Origin of the sequence: Jannaschia aquimarina (genome assembly GCF_000877395.1) — a bacterium.
GTDB lineage: Bacteria > Pseudomonadota > Alphaproteobacteria > Rhodobacterales > Rhodobacteraceae > Jannaschia > Jannaschia aquimarina.
The window spans coordinates 75,005-95,070 of record NZ_JYFE01000074.1 but is presented as its reverse complement, the minus strand read 5'-3'; the positions used below and the strand labels follow the sequence as shown (position 1 = coordinate 95,070).

Below are 20,066 nucleotides of genomic sequence, written 5' to 3'. Positions count from 1 at the left end.
TGGCATGATATCGGCACAGGACCTCGTCGCCCTGGTGCGGGCCTACAACCCCCGCACCGATGCCGATCTGATCGAACGGGCCTACGCTTTCGGCGCGGAAATGCATTCCGGCCAGACGCGCCGCTCGGGCGAGCCTTACTTCACACATCCCGTCGAGGTGGCCTGCCTTCTGACAGAGCAGCGGCTCGACGACGCGACCATCGCCTGCGCGTTGCTCCACGACGTGATCGAGGACACGCGCGCCTCGTTCTCGGATGTCGAGGAGCGGTTCGGTCGCGATGTCGCCGAACTGGTCGACGGCGTCACCAAGCTGACCAAGATCCAGCTTTCGTCCTCCGAGACGAAGCAGGCCGAGAACTTCCGCAAGCTCTTCATGGCGATGTCCAAGGATCTGCGGGTGATCCTGGTCAAGCTGACGGATCGGCTGCACAACATGCGCACGATCCGTCACATGTCCCACGACAAGCAGATCCAGAAGTCGCGCGAGACGATGGATATCTACGCCCCCCTCGCCGGGCGCATGGGGATGCAATGGATGCGCGAGGAGTTGGAGGACCTGTCCTTCTCCGTCCTCAATCCCGAGGCACGCACCTCGATCCTGCGACGGTTCGTGACCCTGCAGCGCGAGGCGGGGGACGTGATCCGGCGCATCACGTCGGATATCGAGGCCGAGCTGGAGAGTTCCGGCATCGCCGCAGACGTCGTCGGGCGCGCCAAGCGGCCCTTCTCGATCTGGCGCAAGATGGAAGAGAAGCAGATCGGCTTTTCGCGGCTCTCGGATATCTACGGGTTCCGCATCCTGACGGACGAGGAAGGCGATTGCTACCGCGCGCTCGGTGCCGTCCATCGCCGCTGGCGGGCGGTGCCGGGCCGATTCAAGGATTACATCAGCCAGCCCAAGTCGAACGGATACCGCTCGATCCACACGACGGTCTCGGGCCGCGACGGCAAGCGGGTCGAGGTTCAGATCCGGACCCGCGAGATGCACGAAGTGGCCGAGCGCGGCGTGGCGGCGCATTGGTCGTACCGCGACGGGGTGCGGTCCGAGAACCGTTTTGCCGTCGATCCGGCCGAGTGGCTGCGCCAGATGACCGAGCGATTCGAGGAAGCGCAGGACCACGACGAGTTCCTCGAGGCCGTCAAGCTGGAGATGTATTCCGACCAGGTCTTCTGCTTCACGCCCAAGGGCGACGTCATCAAGTTGCCCAAGGGGGCCACGCCCATCGACTTCGCCTATGCGATCCACACCCGGATCGGGCACCGCACCGTCGCGGCCAAGGTGGACGGGTTGCGCGTGCCGCTCTGGACGCGGCTCAAGAACGGCCAGTCGGTCGAGATCGTCACCGCCGAGGCGCAGACCCCCCAGGCGACCTGGATCGACATCGCGACGACGGGCCGCGCCAAGTCCGCGATCCGCCGCGCGCTCAAGGCCGAGCGGCGGTCCGGCCATGTCCGGCTGGGCCGGGAGCTGGCGCGCGCCGCCTTTGCCCATCTCGACAAGAAGCCGACCGAGAAGGCGATGCGCACGGCCGCGCGCGCGCTGGGACACGAGGATGCCGACGACCTCCTGGCCGCCATCGGCGCCTCCGAGATCACGGCCCGCAAGGTGGCCGAGACGCTCTGGCCAGAACTGGCCCAGGAACGTCCAACCCCGGACGTGGACCCGGCAAGGGCCGTCGTGGGTCTCGATCCGAAGGCGCATTTCGAGCGGGCGCCCTGCTGCCAGCCCGTTCCCGGCGAACGGATCGTGGGCATCACCAACCGGGGCCGCGGCGTCTCGATCCACGCGATCGACTGCCCCCGCATGGTTGAATTCGAGGACCAGACCGACCGGTGGATCGACCTGCAATGGGCGCCCGGTCACCACGCGGCCACCTCCGACGTTACCATCGAGATGACGATTTCCAACGATACCGGCGTTCTGGGTCGGATCTGCACCTTGATCGGCGAGCAGGGCGCGAACATTTCGAACCTGAGCTTCGTGGACCGAAAACCGGACTTCTTCCGCCTCCTTCTCGACATGGAGGTGCGCGACATCGAGCATCTGCATGCGACGATGATGGCGCTTGAGACCGAGAGCGACGTGGCTCAGATCAGGCGCTATCGGAGAGACCTGAGAACCCCGGTCCCGGCCTGAAGGGAGGACGATGTTCAAGCGGCGAGACAGGCTGCCGATCTGGCAATCGGTGATCTTCGCGCTCTGGCCGCGGGGCGGATGGCGTCGTGCGGCGCTTTACGTCAAGCATCGCCTTCGCCGCCTGCCGGACACGCCGCAGAAGATCAGCCGCGGCATCATGGTGGGCGTCTTCACGACCTTCACGCCGCTCTACGGGCTGCACTTCATCCTGGCCGCCATGCTCGCCTGGGTCGTGCGCGGGAACGTGATGGCGTCGCTTCTGGGCACGTTCTTCGGCAATCCGCTCACCTACGTCCCCATCGGAGTCGTGTCGCTGAATCTCGGGCACTGGATGCTGGGGACCGAGTTTCAGGGCGAGGTGGACGAGGGCCTGTTTTCCAAGTTCGCCGGGGCGGGCAAGGATCTCTTCTGGAATTCCTGGTACGCGCTGTCGGGCCATCCGGTCGATTGGACGGCGACGCATATCTTCTGGCACGACGTCTTCTGGCCCTGGACCGTCGGGGGCATCATCCCGGGCATCTTCGCGGGCCTCGCAAGCTATACGATCGCGATGCCGTTGATCACGGCCTATCAGCGCCGCCGCCGCTGGGCTCTCAAGGCGAAGCTGGAGGCGATCCGCGCGCGCGCCGCCGCCAAGAAAGAAGCCGCCCGCGCGGCCCGAACGACGACGGACCAGACGGCGCAATAGGCCGGTCGCAAGCGGCGGTTCCGAGACAGGCCGGGTGGCGTCGTCAGTCGTCCCGTGCGCGGATCACCGCAAGCCGTCCGATCCCCGTATGCACCAGCCAGCAGGTCGCAAGCGCCGCCACGTAGCCCCAGATCCCCCAGATCACCCAAAGCGCCATCACTAGAATCAGATAGCTGATGCCCAGAAAGGCGTTGGTGTAATCCGGTGCGGGGTCGGGTTGATGGCGGTGCATCGCGATCTCCGGGTTCTTGGGCCATCAGCCTAGCCGGAAACGAGGCGGGGGCATGTCACGTTCCCGCAAATGCGATGGCCTTCGGCAAGGCCCCGCGCAGGATCTCCATGTCGGATACGGGGCCGCACGAAATCCGGATGCATCTATCGAGCGGTGCGACCCCCGGCATCCGCACGAAGACGCCTTCCTGCGCCAGTCCCTCCAGCACCCGCCGCGCATGGGCACCGTCCCTGCCGCAATCGACGGCGACGAAGTTGGTCGCCGATGGCAGGGGGCGCAGCCCGGCGTCGCGCGCTATGGCGGCGATGGTCTGACGGCTTTCGGCCACCCGCTCTCGGACATGGGTCATCCAGTCCTCGTCCGCCAGCGAGGCGAGCGCGGCCGCCTGGCCCATGCGGTTCAGACCGAAATGGTTCCGAACCCGGTCGAAAGCGGCGATCAGGTCGGGATGTCCGATCGCATAACCGACCCGCAGACCCGCCAGCCCATGGGCTTTCGAAAAGGTCCGCATCCGGATCACCCTCGGATCGGATGGGTCCAGCCGAGGCAGGGCGTCTGCGGGGGCGAGATCGGCATACGCCTCGTCCAGACAGAGCACCGCATCCTCGGGGAGCGCCTCGATCATCGCGGTGACGGTGGCCGCATCGTGATGGCTGCCCATCGGATTGTCCGGATTGGCCAGGTAGATCAGCCGGGCGCCGGTCTCGCGCGCCTTCGCCAGCAGGGCGTCCGGATCCTCGTGATCGCCGCGATAGGACACGGGGTGCAGGACGCCGCCAAAGCCGGTCACGTGATAGCCGAAGGTCGGATAGGCGCCCGCCGAGGTGACGACCGGATCGCCCGGCGCGACCAGCAGGCGGACGAGATAACCCAGCAGCCCGTCGATGCCCTCCCCGGCGACGATGCTGTCGAACGGGACACCGTGATGGATGGCGAGGGCATGGCGCAGGTCGTGGTATTCGGGGTCGCCGTACATCCACGCATCGCGGGCCGCGTCCTCCATCGCCGCGATCGCGCGCGGGGACGGGCCGAAGCCGCTCTCGTTTGCGCCCAGCCGTGCCGCGAACGGCCGCCCGGCGCGGCGTTCCAGCGTCTCGGGCCCGGTGAACGGAACCGAGGCGGGCAGGGAGGCAGCGAGATCGGTCAGGCGCATGGGCGCGGCTTAGCCCAGCGCCTCGGAGCGGTCCACCAGATGCAGCAGCGGCTCTCCCCGCTCGCCGCGCGCGATGTTGGCCGCGATGACGCACGCGGCGGATGCGGGCCGCGTGACCGACGCGATATGCGGCGTCACCGTGATGCGGGGATGGGTCCAGAAGCGATGGCCCTCGGGCAAGGGTTCGGTGCGGAACGTGTCGAGCGTCGCATGCGCGAGGTGACCGCGATCGAGCGCATCCAGCAGGGCGTCATCGTCGATCACGGCCCCGCGCGCCGGGTTCAGCAGCACCGCGCCGCGCCGCATCTGCGCCAGCCGCGCGGCATCGATCAGCCCTTCGGTCGAACGGGTATGCGGGACCAGAACCACTACGATCTCGGCCGCCGCAAGGGCAGCCGCCAGCCCGTCTTCGCCGGTCACGGAGCGGATGCCGGGGATCGCCTTCTCGCTGCGTGACCAGCCCGTGACGGGAAAGCCGAGAGCCGACAGCGCCCGCCCGCACGCCCCGCCGAGCGCGCCGAGCCCCAGGATCGCCACCGGCCTGTCCCGGGCCAAAGGAGGCGGCACCGGATCCCAGCGGCATTCGGGATTGGCGATCTGGGCGTCCATGCCCAGATGGTGCCGCAAGACGTGCCCGGTCACCCATTCGACCATGCCTTGGGTCAGATCGCCGTCGACCATGCGGGTCAACGGAGCGGTCAGGGTCCGGTTGCCCTCGATCCCTTCGACCCCCGCCCAGAGATTCAGCACGCCCTTGAGCGCCGTGTAGGGAGTGAAGTCTTTGAGGGTGGAGTTCGGCGCATAGACGATCCAGTCCACCGAGCCCGGCGGAGGCGCGTCGTCGAGATGAAGGATTTGGGCGACCACGCCCTCTTGGGTAAGGGCATTTTTCAACGAAGCCTCGTATTCCCGCCATTTGTCCCGATTCGCCGCGAAGAGGACCAGCGTCATGTCGCGAAGGCCGATCCGGCAGGGTCGCGCATCCCCTTGATCTCGATCGGGTTGCCGAACGGGTCCAGCAGGAACATCGTCGCCTGTTCGCCCGGCTCGCCCTCGAAGCGGATCGTCGGCGCGATGACGAATTCCGTGCCCGCCGCCCCCAGCCGGTCTGCCAGGGCACGCCAGGCGGCGAGATCCAGAAGGACGCCGAAATGGGGTATCGGCACCAGATGGTCGCCGACCTTTCCTGTCGGGGCGTGGTCGAAGGGCGGACCGAGATGCAGGCTGATCTGATGGTCGAAAAAGTCGAAATCGACCCAGGTGTCGGTCGAGCGACCCTCCCGGCAGCCAAGCAGATCGCCATAGAAGTGCCGCGCGCCGTCGAGGTCTTCGACATTGAAAGCGAGGTGGAAGATACTCATGAGGCGTGGATAGGCGACCCGTTTCCTGCCGCCAATCCGAATCCGCCACCCGGCCACGTCCCGGGCCCGGGACCCAGACGCCGCGGCGGCGTCGCGCGCGGTGGGACAGGCGTCCGTCTGCGCGGGCCGTCCTTGATGCGGGGGCGGGAGGCCTCCGGCGGGAGTATTTGGGCCGAGAAGAAGGCCGCGGGCGATCCGCGCCTCATCGGGGGCGCCCGCGGATCCGGGGCGTTCGGTCGGTCTCGGCGCTGCGGCCCGGCCATGCCTCTGGCCCGCATCGGATGGATCTCCGGCGGGCGGGCGCCTGGTCCGGGCGATCCGGAAGGAGCGGCGGCTGAAGCGGGCGGTGCTCTCGGAGCGGGCGCCGCGGCCCGTGGGTCGATCCGGGATCGGCGCCGGGTTCGCGGGGAACCGACGGTCGGGGGCCTGTCACGCCCCGTCTGCCCGTGGGTCCGCCTTGCCGGGGCGGACCGTCATCTCCGGAGGGCCGGGCGGCCCGTCATTCCGGTCTGTCCGGGGAGGTGTCTCCCCTGCGCGCAGGGAGGTTGTCGTCCCGAGCGGTTAATTGCGGGTGAACGCGACGCGCGAAACCGCGCCCGGCGCGGCCCCCCCGGGCACCCCCCGCCCCCCTTCTTCGCTTTCCAAATATCCCGGAGAGCGCGAGAGGCAGAGCCTCTCGCCGCATCCACAGGGGCTCGATGCCCCGGCGGATGCGTCGACCTCAGGACGGGTCGCGCCAGCGGTTCACGATCGGATAGCGGCGGTCGAGCCAGAAGGCGCGCTGCGACAGGCGCGCGCCCGGTGCCGACTGGAAGCGCTTGTACTCGGACAGGTAGATCAGCCGTTCGACCTGCTTGACCGTCTCGCGGTCGTGCCCTGCCGCGACGACCTCGGCCACGGATTGCTCGTGGTCGATCAACCGCTCCAGGATATCGTCGAGAACGGGGTAGGGGGGCAGGCTGTCCTCGTCCTTCTGATCCTCCCGCAATTCGGCGGTCGGCGGCTTGTCGATCACGCGGGGGGGGATGACCTCGCCCGCAGGGCCCTTGAACCAGTCCACATGGTTGGCATTGCGCCAGCGGCAGGTCTCGAAGAGACGGGTCTTGTAGAGATCCTTCACCGGATTGTAGCCGCCCGACATGTCGCCATAGATCGTCGCGTATCCGACGGCGACTTCGGACTTGTTGCCGGTCGTCAGCAGCATCGCACCGAACTTGTTGGAGATCGCCATCAGGAGGAGGCCGCGCAGGCGCGACTGGATGTTCTCCTCGGTGATGTCGGGCTCGCTTCCGGCGAAGAGATGCGCCAACGCATCGGTCACGGCGGCGCGGGGGCCGCTGATCGGCACTTCGTCCAGATGGCAGCCCAGGTTGTGTGCGACAGCCGCCGCGTCCTCCAGCGAGGTCGGGGACGTGTATTCGGAGGGCAGCATCACGCAATGCACGTTCTCCGGCCCCAGCGCATCGGTGGCGATGGCGGCCACGATGGCGCTGTCGATGCCACCGGACAGACCCAGAAGCGCGCGCTCGAAGCCGGCCTTGTGCATGTAGTCGCGCGTCCCGAGCACCATCGCCTGATAGTCGGCGGCGTGGTCCTCGGGCTGCGGCGCCTTCCGGCCGGGACGGGCGCGCCAGCCGTCTTGGCGTTCCTCGAACTCGACCATCTCGGTGGCGGTCTCGAAGCTGGGCAGATGGCAGGCCAACGCGCCGCCGGGATTGATGACGAAGGAGGCCCCGTCGAAGATCTGGTCGTCCTGACCGCCCACGAGATTGAGATAGGCCAGCGGCAATCCGGTCTCGACCACGCGGGCGACGACCACGTTGTAGCGCACGTCCTGCTTGCCGCGAAAATAAGGAGAGCCGTTCGGCACCACCAGGATCTCGGCCCCGGTTTCGGCCTGCGTCTCCGGGACGTCCTCGTACCAGGCATCCTCGCAGATCGGTGTCCCGATCCGGACGCCGTTGACCGAGTAGGGACCCGAGATCGGTCCCGCCTCGAAGTAGCGCTTCTCGTCGAAGACCTTGTAGTTCGGCAGGTGGTGCTTGAGGTTCTCTGCCAGAACGCGTCCGTTCTGCGCCACGATGTAGGCGTTGAAGGGCTTCTCGCAGCCCGGCGGCCAGACCGGCAGCCCCACCCCGAGCGCCGGTCCCTCGTCCAGACCCTCAACCAGCCGGTCCAATGCCGCGGTGGCGTGGGCCACGAAGGCCGGCTTGCGGACCAGATCCTGCGGCTGATAGCCCGTCAGCGCCATCTCGGGCACGGCGACCATGTCGGCCCCGGCCTCCCGCCCGGCCTCCCACAGGTCGCGGATCTGGGCGGCATTGCCTTCGATGTCGCCCATCACGGGGTTCATCTGGGCGAGAAACAGGCGAAAACGGCGGCTCATGGGCGGCACGTAGCGCGGCGACGCGCCGGGGGGAAGGTGCGACGCTTGCGCACCGTTGCGCCCAAAGGCCGCGTGGCCTAGCTTCCGCCCCGAGGGAATGGAGCAGGGGGCAGCGCATGATCCGCGCGGCAATCCTGGGGATCATCCTGGCGGCAGGCACCGCTCAGGCCCAGGAGATCATAACCAAGGAATACGAGGGCGGGGGTGTCTACGAAGGCACCTTCCGCAACGGGCTGCAACACGGCACGGGCACGTACACGCTGCCATCGGGGTATCAATATACCGGCGAGTTCGTCGACGGAGAGATCCGGGGGCAGGGCCGCGCGCGCTTTGCGGACGGGTCGATCTACGAAGGCAGCTTCGAGAACGGCAAGCCCCACGGCGTCGGCACGATCACCTTCGCCGATGGGGGGACCTATACCGGCAGTTGGGTCGACGGTCGGATCGACGGCGATGGCGCCGCGCAATACGCCAACGGCACGCGCTACCGCGGAGAGTTCGTGAACGCGGTCCACCACGGACAGGGCGTCATGGAGATGCCCAGCGGCTACCGTTACGAGGGCGGCTGGATCGACGGTTTGAAAGAGGGAGAGGGTCGGATCACCTACCCGGACGGGTCGACCTACGAGGGTGGCATGCAGGGCAACCTGCGTCACGGCGAGGGGATCTTTCGCAGCCCGGACGGCCTGACCTATGACGGGCAGTGGACGGACGGGGCGATCACCGGGACGGGCACGCTGATCCAGCCCGGCGGGGATGCCTATGTCGGAACGCTGGTCGATGGGCGAAGGGAAGGGAACGGCATCGTCACCTACGCCAATGGCGACCGCTACGAAGGCAGCTTCGTTGCCGATCTCCGCCATGGCCATGGGACCTTCACGCGGCCCGACGGCTACGAATACGTGGGCGAATGGTCCGCGGGACTGATCGAGGGCCAGGGCCGCGTCCGCTATCCGGACGGGTCCGTCTACGAAGGCAGCTTCAAGGACGATCTGGCCGATGGCGAGGGGCGGATCGAGTACGCGGACGGGACGGTCTACGAGGGCGGTTGGCGGGACGGCACGATCCATGGCGAGGGTCGCGCGGTCTATGCCAACGGCATGACCTACGAAGGCGGCTTTCAGGATGGGCGCAACCACGGTGAAGGTGTAATGACCTTCCCCGACGGCTACCGCTACGAGGGCGAGTGGCGCGACGGGGAGCGTCATGGCGACGGCCGCGCCACCTATGCCGACGGGACGATCTACGAAGGCACTTTCGTGGACGGCCAACGCGAGGGCGAAGGCCGTATCGCCAAGCCGGACGGGTTCTCCTATGCCGGAGGGTGGCGCGCCGGCGTCATCCACGGGGCCGGGACCGCGACCTATGCCAATGGCGACGTCTACGAGGGAGAGTTCGTCAACGGGCAGCGTCAGGGGCCGGGGACGATGCGGTATGCGACCGGTCAGGTCGAGACGGGCCGCTGGGAATCCGGCGACTTCGCAGAGGCACGGCCGCTCGACACGGTCGAGTCGCAGATCCAGCCGACATCCGCCGAGGCCGACGAGGCGACGGCGCAGGCAGAGGACGAGGCGGCAGGGGGCGCTGTCGCCACGGATTGATCCGACGGCCGTAACGTCCTCGGGCGCGGCCGTGCGTGAATGGGGGCCGCGGGTAGCGGCGCGTGCGGGCAGGTGCCCTCGGGCCTGCTGTCGTGACCCGCGGAGTGTGACTGTCTCAGGCCTGTGCCCGCCTTCTTCGCTGGACCGGCACGGCGAGTGCCCTCCTCGTCCAGGCTGGGCGCCTGTCGGATCGTGCAGCCTGATCGCGCCTCTGGAAGGCGGCGGCCCGGCCCGACCGACCGCGACGAGGCCTCTGCCTGATGGTCCGACCGGGACTCAGTGCTGCGTTACCGCTGCTTCGCCCGGCAGGTGCTGTTCGATCTGCGCCCAGAGCTTCGACAGCGACAGCTTGTCGGGCAGGTCGATCACCGGAAGTTCCGCATCGATCAGCGCGTCGAGCAGACGGACCTGGCGGTCGTTATCCACCTTCCTGTCCCGGATCAGCGTCACCAGTGGCGTGCCTCTGTCATCCGCGATGAGCATGTCGGCGACGAGGCCGTCCAGCGCATCGGGCTGCTCCGAGACGAGGAACGATTCCAGCGCGACGCCCGCATGGAGCGAGCAGTCGGGGCACGAAACCTCCAGCTTGTCGGCAATCCAGTTGTGCAGCTTGATCTCGCGTGCGGACATCAGCGGGCGGGGGCGGATGATGTTCTCGGGCGGCGGAGGCGCCGCGTTCCGCTTCGGGATCGGCCCGGCAGCCGCCGCGCGCGCGATCGCGGCCCGTGCCCCGGCCCATTCGTTGGCCCAGGACCCGGAACCGCGCAGCGACTCCTCCGGGGCGCTGGCCACGGCCTTCGCGGGCTCCGTCGCGGGTGTCTGCCCGCCGCGCGACGCCATCCGCATGAGGCGCGGCGCAAGCCGGGTTGCGGTCTTCAACAATAGCCGGTCGATCTGCATCGGGCCCGATCCCTTTACGCTCGGGTAATACTCAAGGAAGGGAAATGCCGGACGCAGACGGCGGAATTGGGGCGCCGGGGCGGAAAATCGGCGCCCACAGCCCGGACTGTTTTCAATTATACGCGATTTCCCGCCGATAACCGCTGCAGGAACGCATCGCCTTCGGTGATCACGGTCTCGCGGCGGCCTTCATCCATGCGGTCCCAGCTTCGATACATCTGCGCCATGCGGGGATTGTTCTCGAACCGCTCGCGATGGCGGTTCAGGAAATGCCAGTAGAGCAGGTTGAACGGGCACGCCCCCTCTCCGGTCTTGGTCGAGACGGAATAGCTGCAATGCTTGCAGTAATCCGACATCCTGTTGATGTAATTGCCCCCCGACACGTAGGGTTTGGAGGCCACCACCCCGCCATCGGCGAATTGCGACATGCCGACGACGTTGGGCGCCTCGACCCATTCGTAGGCGTCGGCATAGACGATCAGATACCACTCGCTGACCTGCTGAGGGTCGAGCCCGGCCAGCAGCGCGAAATTGCCCGTCACCATCAGCCGCTGGATGTGATGGGCGTAGGCGTTGTCCATCGTGGCCGTCACGCATTCCTTCAGGCAATGCATGTCGGTGTCGCCGGTCCAGTAGAATTCGGGCAGGTCGCGGTCGTGGCCGAGGCCGTTGCGCTGGGGATAGTCTGGCCCTTCCAGGAAGTAGATGCCCCGGATGTATTCGCGCCAGCCGATGATCTGCCGGACGAAGCCTTCGACCGCGTTCAGCGGCGCGTCGCCATCCTCATAGGCCTGCACTGCGGCCTCGCAGACCTCGCGCCAACCCAGAAGCCCGGCGTTGATGTAAGGCGAGAGAAGCGCATGGAACATGTAGGGCTCGCCCGTGACCATCGCGTCCTGGAAGTCGCCGAAGGTGGGCAGGCTGCGCCTGATGAAATGAGCCAGCGCCCGGCGGGCCTGCCCAGGCTCGGTCGCGAACCAGAAATCGTCGAGGCTGCCGTAGCGGTTGCCGAACTGGGCCGCGACGAGGTCCAGCACCTCCTGGACGGTCTTATCCGGCGTGAACTTCATCGGACCTGACGGATCCAGACCCTCTTTCGGCGGCTTGCGGTTTTCGGCGTCGTAGTTCCACTTGCCGCCCGCCGGCTTGTCCCCCTCCATCAGAAGGCCGGTCTTGCGGCGCATCTCGCGGTAGAACCACTCCATCCGCAATTCCTTGCGGCCCTCGGCCCAGGCCTCGAACTCGGCGTGGGAGCACAGGAAGCGATCGTCGGGGAACAGGTGGACGGGGATGGGGCATTCCTCCAACGCGTCGATCAGGCGGAACTCGCCCGGCTCGGTCGCGAGGACTTCCTCGGCCCCTGTCTCGTCGGCGTAGCGGATCAATTCACCGGGGATCGACTGGGTGTTCTCGGTATCGTCGAGGCGGGAATAGCGGACATCCCACCCATCCGCGCGCAACCGCTCTGCATGCTTGCGCATCGCGGCGAACAGGAATGCGATCTTCTTGGGATGATGGGCGACGTAATCCGTCTCCGACCGGACCTCGGCCATGACGACGATATCCGTCTCCTTGTCGCCCTCGCGCAGCGCGCTCAGATCGTCCGAGAGCTGATCGCCCAGAACCAGGATGAGACGCTTCACCATTCGATCGCCTTGGCGGCGTAGTCGAAGAACCCGCCCGACTGATCGGGGGAGAGACCGGAGAGAACCCCGATCAGGTTGTCCGCCGCCTTCTCTGCGGTGACCTTCTTGGCCTTGTAGCCCTCGGTGAAGGTCGTCTCGACCGTGCCGGGATGAAGCGCGACGATCACGGCGGCCTTGTCCTTGCGTCCGATCTCGATGGCGGCGCCATGGACGATCTGGTTCGCCGCGGCTTTCGACGCCCGGTAAGAGTACCAGCCCCCCATTCGGTTGTCGCCGATGCTGCCCACCCGCGCCGTCAGAACCCCGACCCGCGCGCCCTCGGCCAGAAGCGGGACGAGGTGGCGCAGGACGATGGCCGGGCCGATGGCATTGACCGCGAAGGTCCGCGCCATGGCGTCGGCGTCGATCTGGTCCAGCGCCTTTTCCGGCGAGGCCCCTTCGGGCGCCAGGATACCGGTGGCCACGAAGACCGTATCGAAGGGGCCCTCTACGGCCCCCAACCCGCGGGCGACGCTTTCGGGGTCGGCCACGTCCAGCCCGTCGGCGGATCGGGACATCCGCGTCACCTCGTGGTCCCTGGACAGGGCATCGGCCAACGCCGCCCCGATCCCGCCCGAGGCCCCGATCACGAGAGCGCGGCGCGCTTCATTCGGCATAGATCATCTTCCTCGTCATTCCTCCGTCCACGATGACGACCTGCCCGGTGACGAAGCCCGCATCGGCCAGCCAGGTGGCGGTTTCGGCGACATCCTCCGGCCGTCCCGCGCGCCCCGCAGGGTGCTGGGCGTGGTCAATCCCGCGCAGGTCGTCTTCGGTGATCCAGCCGGGCGCGACCGCGTTCACCCGGATCTCGGGGCCGAGGCTGATCGCGAGCGCATGGGTCAGCGCCGTCAGCCCGCCCTTCGAGGCGGCATAGCTTTCGCAATCGGGTTCGGACATGTGGGCGCGGGTCGAGGTGATGTTGACGATCGCCCCCCGAGCCTCGCGCAGGAGCGGGGCGAAATGCTTCGCCATCAGGAGCGGCCCCGTCAGGTTCACGGCAAGACGCCGGTTCCAGTCCTCCAGCGACAGGTGCTCCACCGGCCCGGACGCGGCCCCGGCGAGCCCCGCATTGTTCACCAGCAGATCCAGACGTCCGGCCCAGTCCGCCACCTCGCGCGCGGAACGGCGCACCGCCGCCTCGTCCGAGACATCGGCCACGAGCCGCAAGAGATCGCCGCCCGCCGGGGCGCCCGGCCCATCGACATCCGGCGCCTCGTCCAGCGCCGCGACACGCCAGCCCCGCCCGAGAAGATGCGTGACCAGACCCCGACCGATCAGCCCGGCTGCGCCGGTGACGAGAGCGGTGCGCGTGCGGATTTCCATGGCAGGCCAGCTAGCCGCGCGCCGCCCGGCTTCAATGGCGCGTGCGTTGACGCGGCGTTCCCTCGGGCCAAATCATTTCCCGGACGCAACCGGGGGAGAGACGCCATGACAGCCCTGCGCCTTGCCGTCGCGCTGTCGCTTTCGGCCGGATCCGTGCCCGCGCTGGAACTGGTCCAGACCGGCAGCTACGACCTGAACCGCCCTGCGAGCCTGGATTACGACCCCACCTTCTGCGGCCTCTGGATCGCGAACGAGGGGCCGGACGTCGCGCTCAAGACCCTCGCCGGAGAGGAGCTTCGCCGCATCACCAGCGACCTCAGCCGCGTCAAGGCGATCGCGCTGGAAGGCGACGACCTGCTGCTGGGCGACGGCTATGGCGGGATGCAGCGCGTCTCCAAGGACGGTGTGGCGCTGGGGGCGCCGTTCTCTTTGGATGGGGGTTGGGCCGATACCGAGGGGATCGCAGTCCTGGCGGATGGCACGATCGTCACCGTCGAGGATGATCCAGAGCGGTTGAGCTGGTTCTCGCCCGACGGGACGCTGCTCCGCCGTATCGACACGACCACGCTGGACCCGCCGCTCATCGAGGCGCAAGGCATCGCGGTGGATCCCCGGACGGGCCACATGCTGATCGTGGACGACCAGGAAGGGACGAATTCGCTCTACGAGCTCACGCCGGACGGGGAGTTGATCGCCTCTGTGCCGCTCTGGGAATACGGAACCGATCCGGAAGGTATCGCGATCCGCCCCGGATCGGGACAGCTCTTCATCGCGTTCGATACCGGCGCGCGGATTGTCAGCTTCGACTATACCGCGACGCTACCCGAAGGCGCGGAGCCTCTGCCGCCGGGCGCGGATTGCATGATGTTCTGACCAAGGGCCGCGCAATCGGGGCGTCCGGTCTCGGAGGCGAGGTGCTTGCTTCGCCCGTCCGGTTTTTCCGGTGGTCGATGGATCGTCGGACCATGGCGGCAAAGTCTCACGGACGACAGGCTGCCGATCCTCCGTCCACTGGCTCCGATGCCCGACCCCGCTGACTCATCCTGCCGAAAATATCCCGGGGAGCGCGAGGGGCTGGCCTCTCGCCCGCGCGATGCCGGAACGCCCCTTTCCCCGGCCTGCCCGAGACGCGATATGGCATCCATGACCCCGCGCCGCTTCGCCCCCGGAGAGCCTCTGGCCGTGCTGACCACGCAACCGCTGGACGGCGCGCTCGATTACCGCGCGCCAGAGGGCGGCGTGGTCCTGGGTGCCTTCGTCGAAGTGCCGCTGGGGCCCCGGAAGGTGATGGGCGTCGTCTGGGGCGAGGCGGAGGGGGATTGGCCGGTCGAAAAACTGCGTCCGGTGCTCGGCGTTCTCGACGTCCCGCCGATGACGCCCGGGATGCGCGCCTTTCTGGAACGGGCCGCCGCCTACACTTTGACGCCGCTCGTCTCGATGCTGCGGCTGGCGATGCGCGTGCCCGGCCCCGGAGAAAAGCCCGGCAAGCGCCGGCTCTATACCCTCGGCGACGGAGAGCCGGATCGGGTCACCGACGCGCGGACGAAGGTGCTCGCCCTGCTGGAAGAGCGGCGCGGAGACCTGTTCGCCCTGTCCGAGCTGGCCGATCTCGCCGGAGTGTCGACCGGCGTCGTCAAGGGCCTGCTCCCGTCCGGGGCGGTGGCCGAGGTGGAGGCGCCCCGTGACGCGCCCTATCCGGTGCTGGATCCCGCACGGCCGGGCAAGCCGCTCGCCCCCGACCAGCAGGCGGCGGCGGATCTCCTGCGCGACCATCTTCGCACCGGAGGCTACGGGACGACGCTGCTGAAGGGCGTGACCGGATCGGGCAAGACCGAGGTCTATCTCGAGGCGGTGGCCGAATGCCTCTCTGAGGGGCGTCAGGCGCTGGTCCTGCTGCCCGAGATCGCGCTGACGAGCGAATTCCTGAAACGGGTCGAAGCGCGCTTCGGGGCCACACCGGCCGAATGGCATTCCGGCGTCACCCAGGCCGAACGCCGCCGCTGCTGGCGGATGGTGGCCGAAGGACAGGCGAAGCTTGTCGTGGGCGCGCGCTCTTCGCTGTTCCTGCCCTATCCGCGCCTCGGCCTGATCGTCGTCGATGAGGAACACGATACCTCCTACAAGCAGGAGGATGGCGTGCTCTATTCTGCGCGCGACATGGCCGTTCTGCGCGCCGCAGAGGAGGGCGCGCGCGTCGTCCTCGCCTCGGCCACGCCGTCGCTGGAAAGCTGGGCCAATGTCGAGGCCGGCAAATACGACCGTCTCGATCTGACCTCGCGGTTCGGCGAGCGGGCGATGCCCGTGCTTCGCGCCATCGACATGCGGGCCGAGACGGTCCCGGCGGGACGGTGGATCTCACCCACCCTGCGCGGCGCCATCGCGCGCCGGCTCGAAGCGGGCGAGCAATCGCTTGTCTTCCTCAACCGGCGCGGCTACGCCCCGGTGACGCTGTGCCGGGCCTGCGGGCAGCAGGTCGCCTGCCACCAATGCGACGCGCGCATGGTCGAGCACCGCTTCCTGAAGCGGCTCATGTGCCATCAATGCGGTGAGACCCGCCCGATGCCCGAGACCTGTCCGTCCTGCGGGATCGAGGGCAAGATGGCGCCCGTCGGGCCAGGCGTCGAACGCATGGCGGAAGAGGTGGCCGAGCTTTTCCCCGATGCCCGTGCCGCCGTCCTTTCGTCGGACCTGTTCGGCAGCGCCCGCGCGTTGAAGGCCGCCGTCGAGGAGATCGCGGCCGGCGGCGCCGATATCGTGATCGGGACGCAATTGGTGGCCAAGGGCCACAACTTCCCGCTGCTGACGCTGGTCGGTGTGATCGACGCGGATCTGGGGCTTCAGGGCGGCGACCTGCGCGCCGCCGAGCGGACGTTCCAGTTGATGCGCCAGGTATCGGGCCGGGCGGGACGGGCCGACCGGCCGGGCGAGGCATTGCTGCAGACCTATCAGCCGGAGCATCCGGTCATCCGCGCGATCCTGTCCGGCGACGAGGAGGGGTTCTGGGCCGCCGAGGCCGCCGAGCGGCGTGCCGCCGGTGTGCCGCCCTACGGGCGGATGGCGGGGATCGTGATCTCCGATCCCGAGGCGTCGGTCGCCTTCGATCTGGGCAATGCGCTGGCCCGCCGCGCACAGGTGCTGGAGGAGGTCGGAGCCGAGGTCTGGGGGCCCGCCCCGGCGCCGATTGCGCGCATCCGGGGCCGGCACCGCGTGCGGCTGCTGGTCAAGGCGCCGCGGCAGGCGCCGATCCAGGGCGCTTTGGCGCGGTGGATCGGGCAGGTCGACGTGCCCCGCTCGACCCGTCTGAGCGTCGATATCGACCCGCAGAGCTTTCTCTGAGGGATCGGACGGCTTGCGCCGTCCGATCCGGTGGGGGTTTCACCCCCACACCCCCAGGATATTTGCAGCAGGATGAGAGAAGGGCGTGGCGCTTTCCTCGCCCGCGGGAGACGGCTAGACAGGCGCGGATTTGAAGGAGTAACCGCCATGACAGCCGCGCCCCGGCCGCAGCCCGGCATAATGGACATCCCGCTCTATCAGGGCGGCGCGTCGAAGATCGCGGGGCGTGACGACGTATTGAAGCTGTCGTCGAACGAGAACCCGTTCGGTGCGCCGGAGGCGGCGCAGGCCGCCGCGCGCGAGGCGGTCGGCGACATGCAGCTCTACCCGGCCACCGACCATGCCGGATTGCGCGCGGCGATCGCCGAGGTGCATGACCTCGACCCGGACCGGATCATCTGCGGCGTCGGCTCGGACGAGATCCTGCATCTGCTGGCACAGGCCTATGTCGGGCCGGGAGACGAGGTCGTCTATCCCGAGCACGGCTTCCTGATCTATCCGATCGTCACACGCGGGGCCGGCGGCACCCCTGTCCCCGCGCCCGAACACGACCGCCGCGTCGATGTGGCCGCCATGCTGGCCGCGGTCACCGACCGCACGCGCCTGGTCTACCTGGCCAATCCCGCCAATCCGACCGGGACGATCCTGAACGGGCAGGAGGTGACGCGGCTCGCCGACGGCTTGCCCGATGGCTGCCTGCTGGTCCTGGACGGGGCCTATGCCGAATACGCGGACGATTTCGACGGCGGGCTGGCGCTGGCGCAAACGCGCGAAAACGTGTTCGCTACACGCACCTTCTCCAAGATGTACGGGCTGGGCGGAATGCGTGTCGGCTGGGGCTATGGCCCGCGAGAAGTGATCGACGTGCTCAACCGGATCCGGGGGCCGTTCAACCTGTCCAACGTGGCGCTGGCCGCGGCCGAGGCGGCGATGCGGGACCGCGAGTTCGTCACGCGGTGTCGGGACGTGAACCGGGAGCAGCGCGCCCGACTCGCGGCGGGGCTGCGCGAACTTGGACTGGCCGTCGACGACAGCGCGGCGAACTTCGTGCTGGCGCGGTTCGCCCATGAAGAGGCCGCGCTGGCCTGCGACGCCATCCTCAAGGAACACGGCGTCATCGTGCGTCACGTCGCGAGCTACGGGTTTCCCGAAGCCCTGCGCATCACGGTCGGTGACGCGGACGGCGTGGATCGGGTCCTGGAAGGCGTCGCCGCATGGGCGCAGTGATCTACGACCGCGTCGCGCTGATCGGGCTGGGGCTGATCGCGGGATCGATGGGCCTGCGGATGCGCGCCGACGGCCTCGCCGGGGAAGTGGTGGGCCATGCCCGGACCGCCCGCACCCGCGAAGTCGCGCTGCAACGCGGGCTGGTCGATCGGGTCTGCGACACCGCGGCGGAGGCGGTCGAGGGCGCCGATCTCGTCGTGCTCTGCGTGCCCGTCGGTGCGATGGATGCGGTCGCCCGCGAGATCGCGCCGCATCTCGCATCGGGTGCGACGGTCAGCGATGTCGGCTCGGTCAAGCGCGACGTCATCACGGCGGTCGGTCCGCATCTGCCGGACGGCGTCCATTTCGTCCCCGCCCACCCCATCGCGGGAACCGAGCATTCCGGCCCCGAATCTGGCTTTCCGGAACTTTTCGAAGGTCGCTGGTGCCTGCTGACGCCCCTGTCCGACGGGCCGGAGGTGGAGCGGCTGGCGCGGCTCTGGAACGCGCTGGGCTCCCATGTCGATGTGATGGAGCCGGATCACCACGATCTGGTGCTGGCCGTGACCAGCCATGCGCCTCACCTGATCGCCTACACGATGGTCGGCGTGGCCGACGATCTGCGGCGCGTGACCGACAGCGAGGTCATCAAGTATTCGGCGGCGGGCTTCCGCGACTTCACGCGCATCGCCGCCTCCGATCCGGTCATGTGGCGCGACGTGTTCTTGAATAACAAGGACGCGACGCTCGAGATCCTGGGACGATTCACCGAAGAGCTGTTCGCGCTCCAGCGCGCCATCCGCACGGGAGACGGGAAGATGCTCGAGGATTACTTCACCCGCACGCGCGCGATCCGGCGCGGCATCCTGGATGCCGGGCAGGACGTGGATGTACCCGATTTCGGGCGCGCGGTGCTGCGGAAGGGCACGGCCGGATGAAGGGGATCGCGACACTTCTGGCGATCGCGGTCGCGCTGCCGGCCTTCGCGTCTCCGCGGCCGGTGCCGCGTCCGGCGATCGAACTCATCGAGCCCGCTCTGCGGCCCCTGCCGCGGCCCGAGCGCGCCGCCTCGGCGCCGTCATCCGTTCCGACACCGCGCCCCGACAGGGGATTGCGCGACCCCGCCGATCTGGCCGAGACCCTGCGTAAAGCCATCGACGCGGCCGAGATCGGGGCGGAGGTTCTGCGGACCGTTCCCTCCTCGCGCGGGACGGTCGCCCCGATCCGCTTGGCCACGCCGGATCCGGCGCTTGCGACCCCGGCTCCGAAGGCGCGGCCTGCCGGGTTGGTCGAAGTGCTCTCGCAGGCTCCGGCGCGCCCGGCGGCACAGCCTGCGGTCGCGACCTCGGTCCGGCCGGTGGGGCGGGTGCCCGAGGATGTGCGCGAGGCGCGCGCGATGTTCGCGATGCTCTCGGACCCGGTGCCGCGGATCGACCTGCAAGGGCTGCCGCTGCAATCCGACCGGCCGCAGATCCGCCCCGCCATCCGCCTTGCCGCCGCGCGCCGCGCCAACCGCCAGCAGGGCGGCGGCCTCTGCGGCAGCGCCGCCATCGCGGGCGAGCGGATCGACCCCGTGCCCGGTCCCGGCGCCTGCGGTATCCAAGAGGCGGTGCGCGTCCGGTCGGTCGCGGGCGTTGGGCTCAGCCGCCCGGCCCGGATGGATTGCGGCACTGCGCGGGCGCTGGAAACCTGGGTGAGGACGGGTCTCATCCCCACGGTCGGCGGGCGCGGCGGGGGGGCGACGCGGATCGAGGTCGCCGCCGGCTATGCCTGCCGGAACCGCAACAACCGCTCGGGCGGCCGTCTGAGCGAGCACGCCAAGGGCCGCGCGATCGACATCTCGGGCATCCGTCTCGCCAATGGAGAGACGCTCAGCGTCCTGCGGGATTGGGGGCAGGGGGCCGAAGGCCGCATTCTCGCAGCGCTCTGGCGGGCGGCCTGCGGGCCGTTCGGAACGGTCCTCGGCCCGAATTCGGATCGCTACCACCGGGATCATTTTCACTTCGATACGGCACGCTACCGCTCGGGCAGCTTCTGCCGCTAGGCCCGCATGGC

Annotated in this window: 17 protein-coding genes; 8 read left to right on the top strand and 9 right to left on the bottom strand. The window is 68.5% G+C overall.

Annotated elements, in window-relative coordinates:
• The first annotated feature begins 4 nt into the window (after positions 1 to 4).
• Complete coding sequence (locus jaqu_RS18790) at positions 5 to 2,137, top strand: RelA/SpoT family protein (protein ID WP_043920546.1); 2,133 nt, start codon at positions 5 to 7, stop codon at positions 2,135 to 2,137.
• A gap of 10 nt (positions 2,138 to 2,147) precedes the next feature.
• Positions 2,148 to 2,825: a DUF2062 domain-containing protein gene (locus jaqu_RS18785; RefSeq protein ID WP_043920545.1), complete on the top strand. Its 678-nt coding sequence runs from the start codon at positions 2,148 to 2,150 to the stop codon at positions 2,823 to 2,825.
• 43 nt (positions 2,826 to 2,868) lie between these two features.
• Here jaqu_RS18785 and jaqu_RS18780 read toward each other — a convergent pair whose 3' ends face one another.
• From jaqu_RS18780 to jaqu_RS18760, 5 genes are all read right to left on the bottom strand, one after another.
• Positions 2,869 to 3,057: a hypothetical protein gene (locus jaqu_RS18780; protein ID WP_043920544.1), complete on the bottom strand. Its 189-nt coding sequence runs from the start codon at positions 3,055 to 3,057 to the stop codon at positions 2,869 to 2,871.
• 55 nt (positions 3,058 to 3,112) lie between these two features.
• Positions 3,113 to 4,210: a pyridoxal phosphate-dependent aminotransferase gene (locus jaqu_RS18775; protein ID WP_043920543.1), complete on the bottom strand. Its 1,098-nt coding sequence runs from the start codon at positions 4,208 to 4,210 to the stop codon at positions 3,113 to 3,115.
• A 9-nt stretch (positions 4,211 to 4,219) separates the two neighbouring features.
• Positions 4,220 to 5,161: an NAD(P)-dependent oxidoreductase gene (locus tag jaqu_RS18770; RefSeq protein ID WP_043920542.1), complete on the bottom strand. Its 942-nt coding sequence runs from the start codon at positions 5,159 to 5,161 to the stop codon at positions 4,220 to 4,222.
• Complete coding sequence (locus tag jaqu_RS18765) at positions 5,158 to 5,571, bottom strand: VOC family protein (protein ID WP_043920541.1); 414 nt, start codon at positions 5,569 to 5,571, stop codon at positions 5,158 to 5,160. Before jaqu_RS18765 ends, jaqu_RS18770 begins: the two co-directional genes overlap by 4 nt.
• 721 nt (positions 5,572 to 6,292) lie before the next feature.
• Positions 6,293 to 7,957: an NAD+ synthase gene (locus jaqu_RS18760; RefSeq protein ID WP_043920540.1), complete on the bottom strand. Its 1,665-nt coding sequence runs from the start codon at positions 7,955 to 7,957 to the stop codon at positions 6,293 to 6,295.
• Positions 7,958 to 8,073: 116 nt separating this feature from the next.
• Between jaqu_RS18760 and jaqu_RS18755 the strand changes: the two genes are divergently transcribed.
• Positions 8,074 to 9,558 (top strand): MORN repeat-containing protein, encoded by a 1,485-nt coding sequence (locus tag jaqu_RS18755; RefSeq protein ID WP_043920539.1) that lies wholly within the window; start codon positions 8,074 to 8,076, stop codon positions 9,556 to 9,558.
• A gap of 276 nt (positions 9,559 to 9,834) precedes the next feature.
• Here the strand turns inward: jaqu_RS18755 and jaqu_RS18750 are convergent, their stop codons facing one another.
• From jaqu_RS18750 to jaqu_RS18735, 4 genes are all read right to left on the bottom strand, one after another.
• Positions 9,835 to 10,437 carry a hypothetical protein gene (locus jaqu_RS18750; protein ID WP_152626963.1) on the bottom strand — a complete coding sequence of 201 codons (603 nt, stop codon included), beginning with the start codon at positions 10,435 to 10,437 and terminating at the stop codon, positions 9,835 to 9,837.
• A 137-nt stretch (positions 10,438 to 10,574) separates the two neighbouring features.
• Entirely contained in the window at positions 10,575 to 12,104 is a 1,530-nt protein-coding gene (locus tag jaqu_RS18745) for a cryptochrome/photolyase family protein (protein ID WP_043920537.1), read from the bottom strand.
• On the bottom strand, positions 12,098 to 12,760 hold the full coding sequence (locus tag jaqu_RS18740; protein ID WP_043920536.1) for an SDR family NAD(P)-dependent oxidoreductase: 663 nt from the start codon (positions 12,758 to 12,760) through the stop codon (positions 12,098 to 12,100). Before jaqu_RS18740 ends, jaqu_RS18745 begins: the two co-directional genes overlap by 7 nt.
• Positions 12,750 to 13,469, bottom strand: a complete 720-nt coding sequence (locus tag jaqu_RS18735; protein WP_043920535.1) for an SDR family oxidoreductase — start codon at positions 13,467 to 13,469, stop codon at positions 12,750 to 12,752. Before jaqu_RS18735 ends, jaqu_RS18740 begins: the two co-directional genes overlap by 11 nt.
• Before the next feature lie 105 nt (positions 13,470 to 13,574).
• Between jaqu_RS18735 and jaqu_RS18730 the strand changes: the two genes are divergently transcribed.
• The 5 genes from jaqu_RS18730 (at position 13,575) to jaqu_RS22185 (ending at position 20,055) form a co-directional block, all read left to right on the top strand.
• Positions 13,575 to 14,342 carry an NHL repeat-containing protein gene (locus tag jaqu_RS18730; protein WP_043920534.1) on the top strand — a complete coding sequence of 256 codons (768 nt, stop codon included), beginning with the start codon at positions 13,575 to 13,577 and terminating at the stop codon, positions 14,340 to 14,342.
• Positions 14,343 to 14,612: 270 nt separating this feature from the next.
• Entirely contained in the window at positions 14,613 to 16,805 is a 2,193-nt protein-coding gene (locus tag jaqu_RS18725) for a primosomal protein N' (RefSeq protein ID WP_043920620.1), read from the top strand.
• 147 nt (positions 16,806 to 16,952) lie between these two features.
• Positions 16,953 to 18,032 carry a histidinol-phosphate transaminase gene (gene hisC, locus jaqu_RS18720; RefSeq protein WP_043920533.1) on the top strand — a complete coding sequence of 360 codons (1,080 nt, stop codon included), beginning with the start codon at positions 16,953 to 16,955 and terminating at the stop codon, positions 18,030 to 18,032.
• Positions 18,020 to 18,949: a prephenate/arogenate dehydrogenase family protein gene (locus jaqu_RS18715; protein WP_043920532.1), complete on the top strand. Its 930-nt coding sequence runs from the start codon at positions 18,020 to 18,022 to the stop codon at positions 18,947 to 18,949. The genes hisC and jaqu_RS18715 overlap by 13 nt, the downstream gene beginning before the upstream one ends.
• Positions 18,946 to 20,055, top strand: a complete 1,110-nt coding sequence (locus jaqu_RS22185) for an extensin family protein (protein ID WP_052501075.1) — start codon at positions 18,946 to 18,948, stop codon at positions 20,053 to 20,055. The genes jaqu_RS18715 and jaqu_RS22185 overlap by 4 nt, the downstream gene beginning before the upstream one ends.
• Positions 20,056 to 20,066: the final 11 nt, after the last annotated feature.

Coding starts and splice junctions, on each gene's coding strand:
- jaqu_RS18790 (WP_043920546.1), top strand. CDS start 5: ATGATATCGGCACAGGACCTCGTCGCCCTGGTGCGGGCCTACAACCCC.
- jaqu_RS18785 (WP_043920545.1), top strand. CDS start 2,148: ATGTTCAAGCGGCGAGACAGGCTGCCGATCTGGCAATCGGTGATCTTC.
- jaqu_RS18780 (WP_043920544.1), bottom strand. CDS start 3,057: ATGCACCGCCATCAACCCGACCCCGCACCGGATTACACCAACGCCTTT.
- jaqu_RS18775 (WP_043920543.1), bottom strand. CDS start 4,210: ATGCGCCTGACCGATCTCGCTGCCTCCCTGCCCGCCTCGGTTCCGTTC.
- jaqu_RS18770 (WP_043920542.1), bottom strand. CDS start 5,161: ATGACGCTGGTCCTCTTCGCGGCGAATCGGGACAAATGGCGGGAATAC.
- jaqu_RS18765 (WP_043920541.1), bottom strand. CDS start 5,571: ATGAGTATCTTCCACCTCGCTTTCAATGTCGAAGACCTCGACGGCGCG.
- jaqu_RS18760 (WP_043920540.1), bottom strand. CDS start 7,957: ATGAGCCGCCGTTTTCGCCTGTTTCTCGCCCAGATGAACCCCGTGATG.
- jaqu_RS18755 (WP_043920539.1), top strand. CDS start 8,074: ATGATCCGCGCGGCAATCCTGGGGATCATCCTGGCGGCAGGCACCGCT.
- jaqu_RS18745 (WP_043920537.1), bottom strand. CDS start 12,104: ATGGTGAAGCGTCTCATCCTGGTTCTGGGCGATCAGCTCTCGGACGAT.
- jaqu_RS18740 (WP_043920536.1), bottom strand. CDS start 12,760: ATGCCGAATGAAGCGCGCCGCGCTCTCGTGATCGGGGCCTCGGGCGGG.
- jaqu_RS18735 (WP_043920535.1), bottom strand. CDS start 13,469: ATGGAAATCCGCACGCGCACCGCTCTCGTCACCGGCGCAGCCGGGCTG.
- jaqu_RS18730 (WP_043920534.1), top strand. CDS start 13,575: ATGACAGCCCTGCGCCTTGCCGTCGCGCTGTCGCTTTCGGCCGGATCC.
- jaqu_RS18725 (WP_043920620.1), top strand. CDS start 14,613: ATGACCCCGCGCCGCTTCGCCCCCGGAGAGCCTCTGGCCGTGCTGACC.
- hisC (WP_043920533.1), top strand. CDS start 16,953: ATGACAGCCGCGCCCCGGCCGCAGCCCGGCATAATGGACATCCCGCTC.
- jaqu_RS18715 (WP_043920532.1), top strand. CDS start 18,020: ATGGGCGCAGTGATCTACGACCGCGTCGCGCTGATCGGGCTGGGGCTG.
- jaqu_RS22185 (WP_052501075.1), top strand. CDS start 18,946: ATGAAGGGGATCGCGACACTTCTGGCGATCGCGGTCGCGCTGCCGGCC.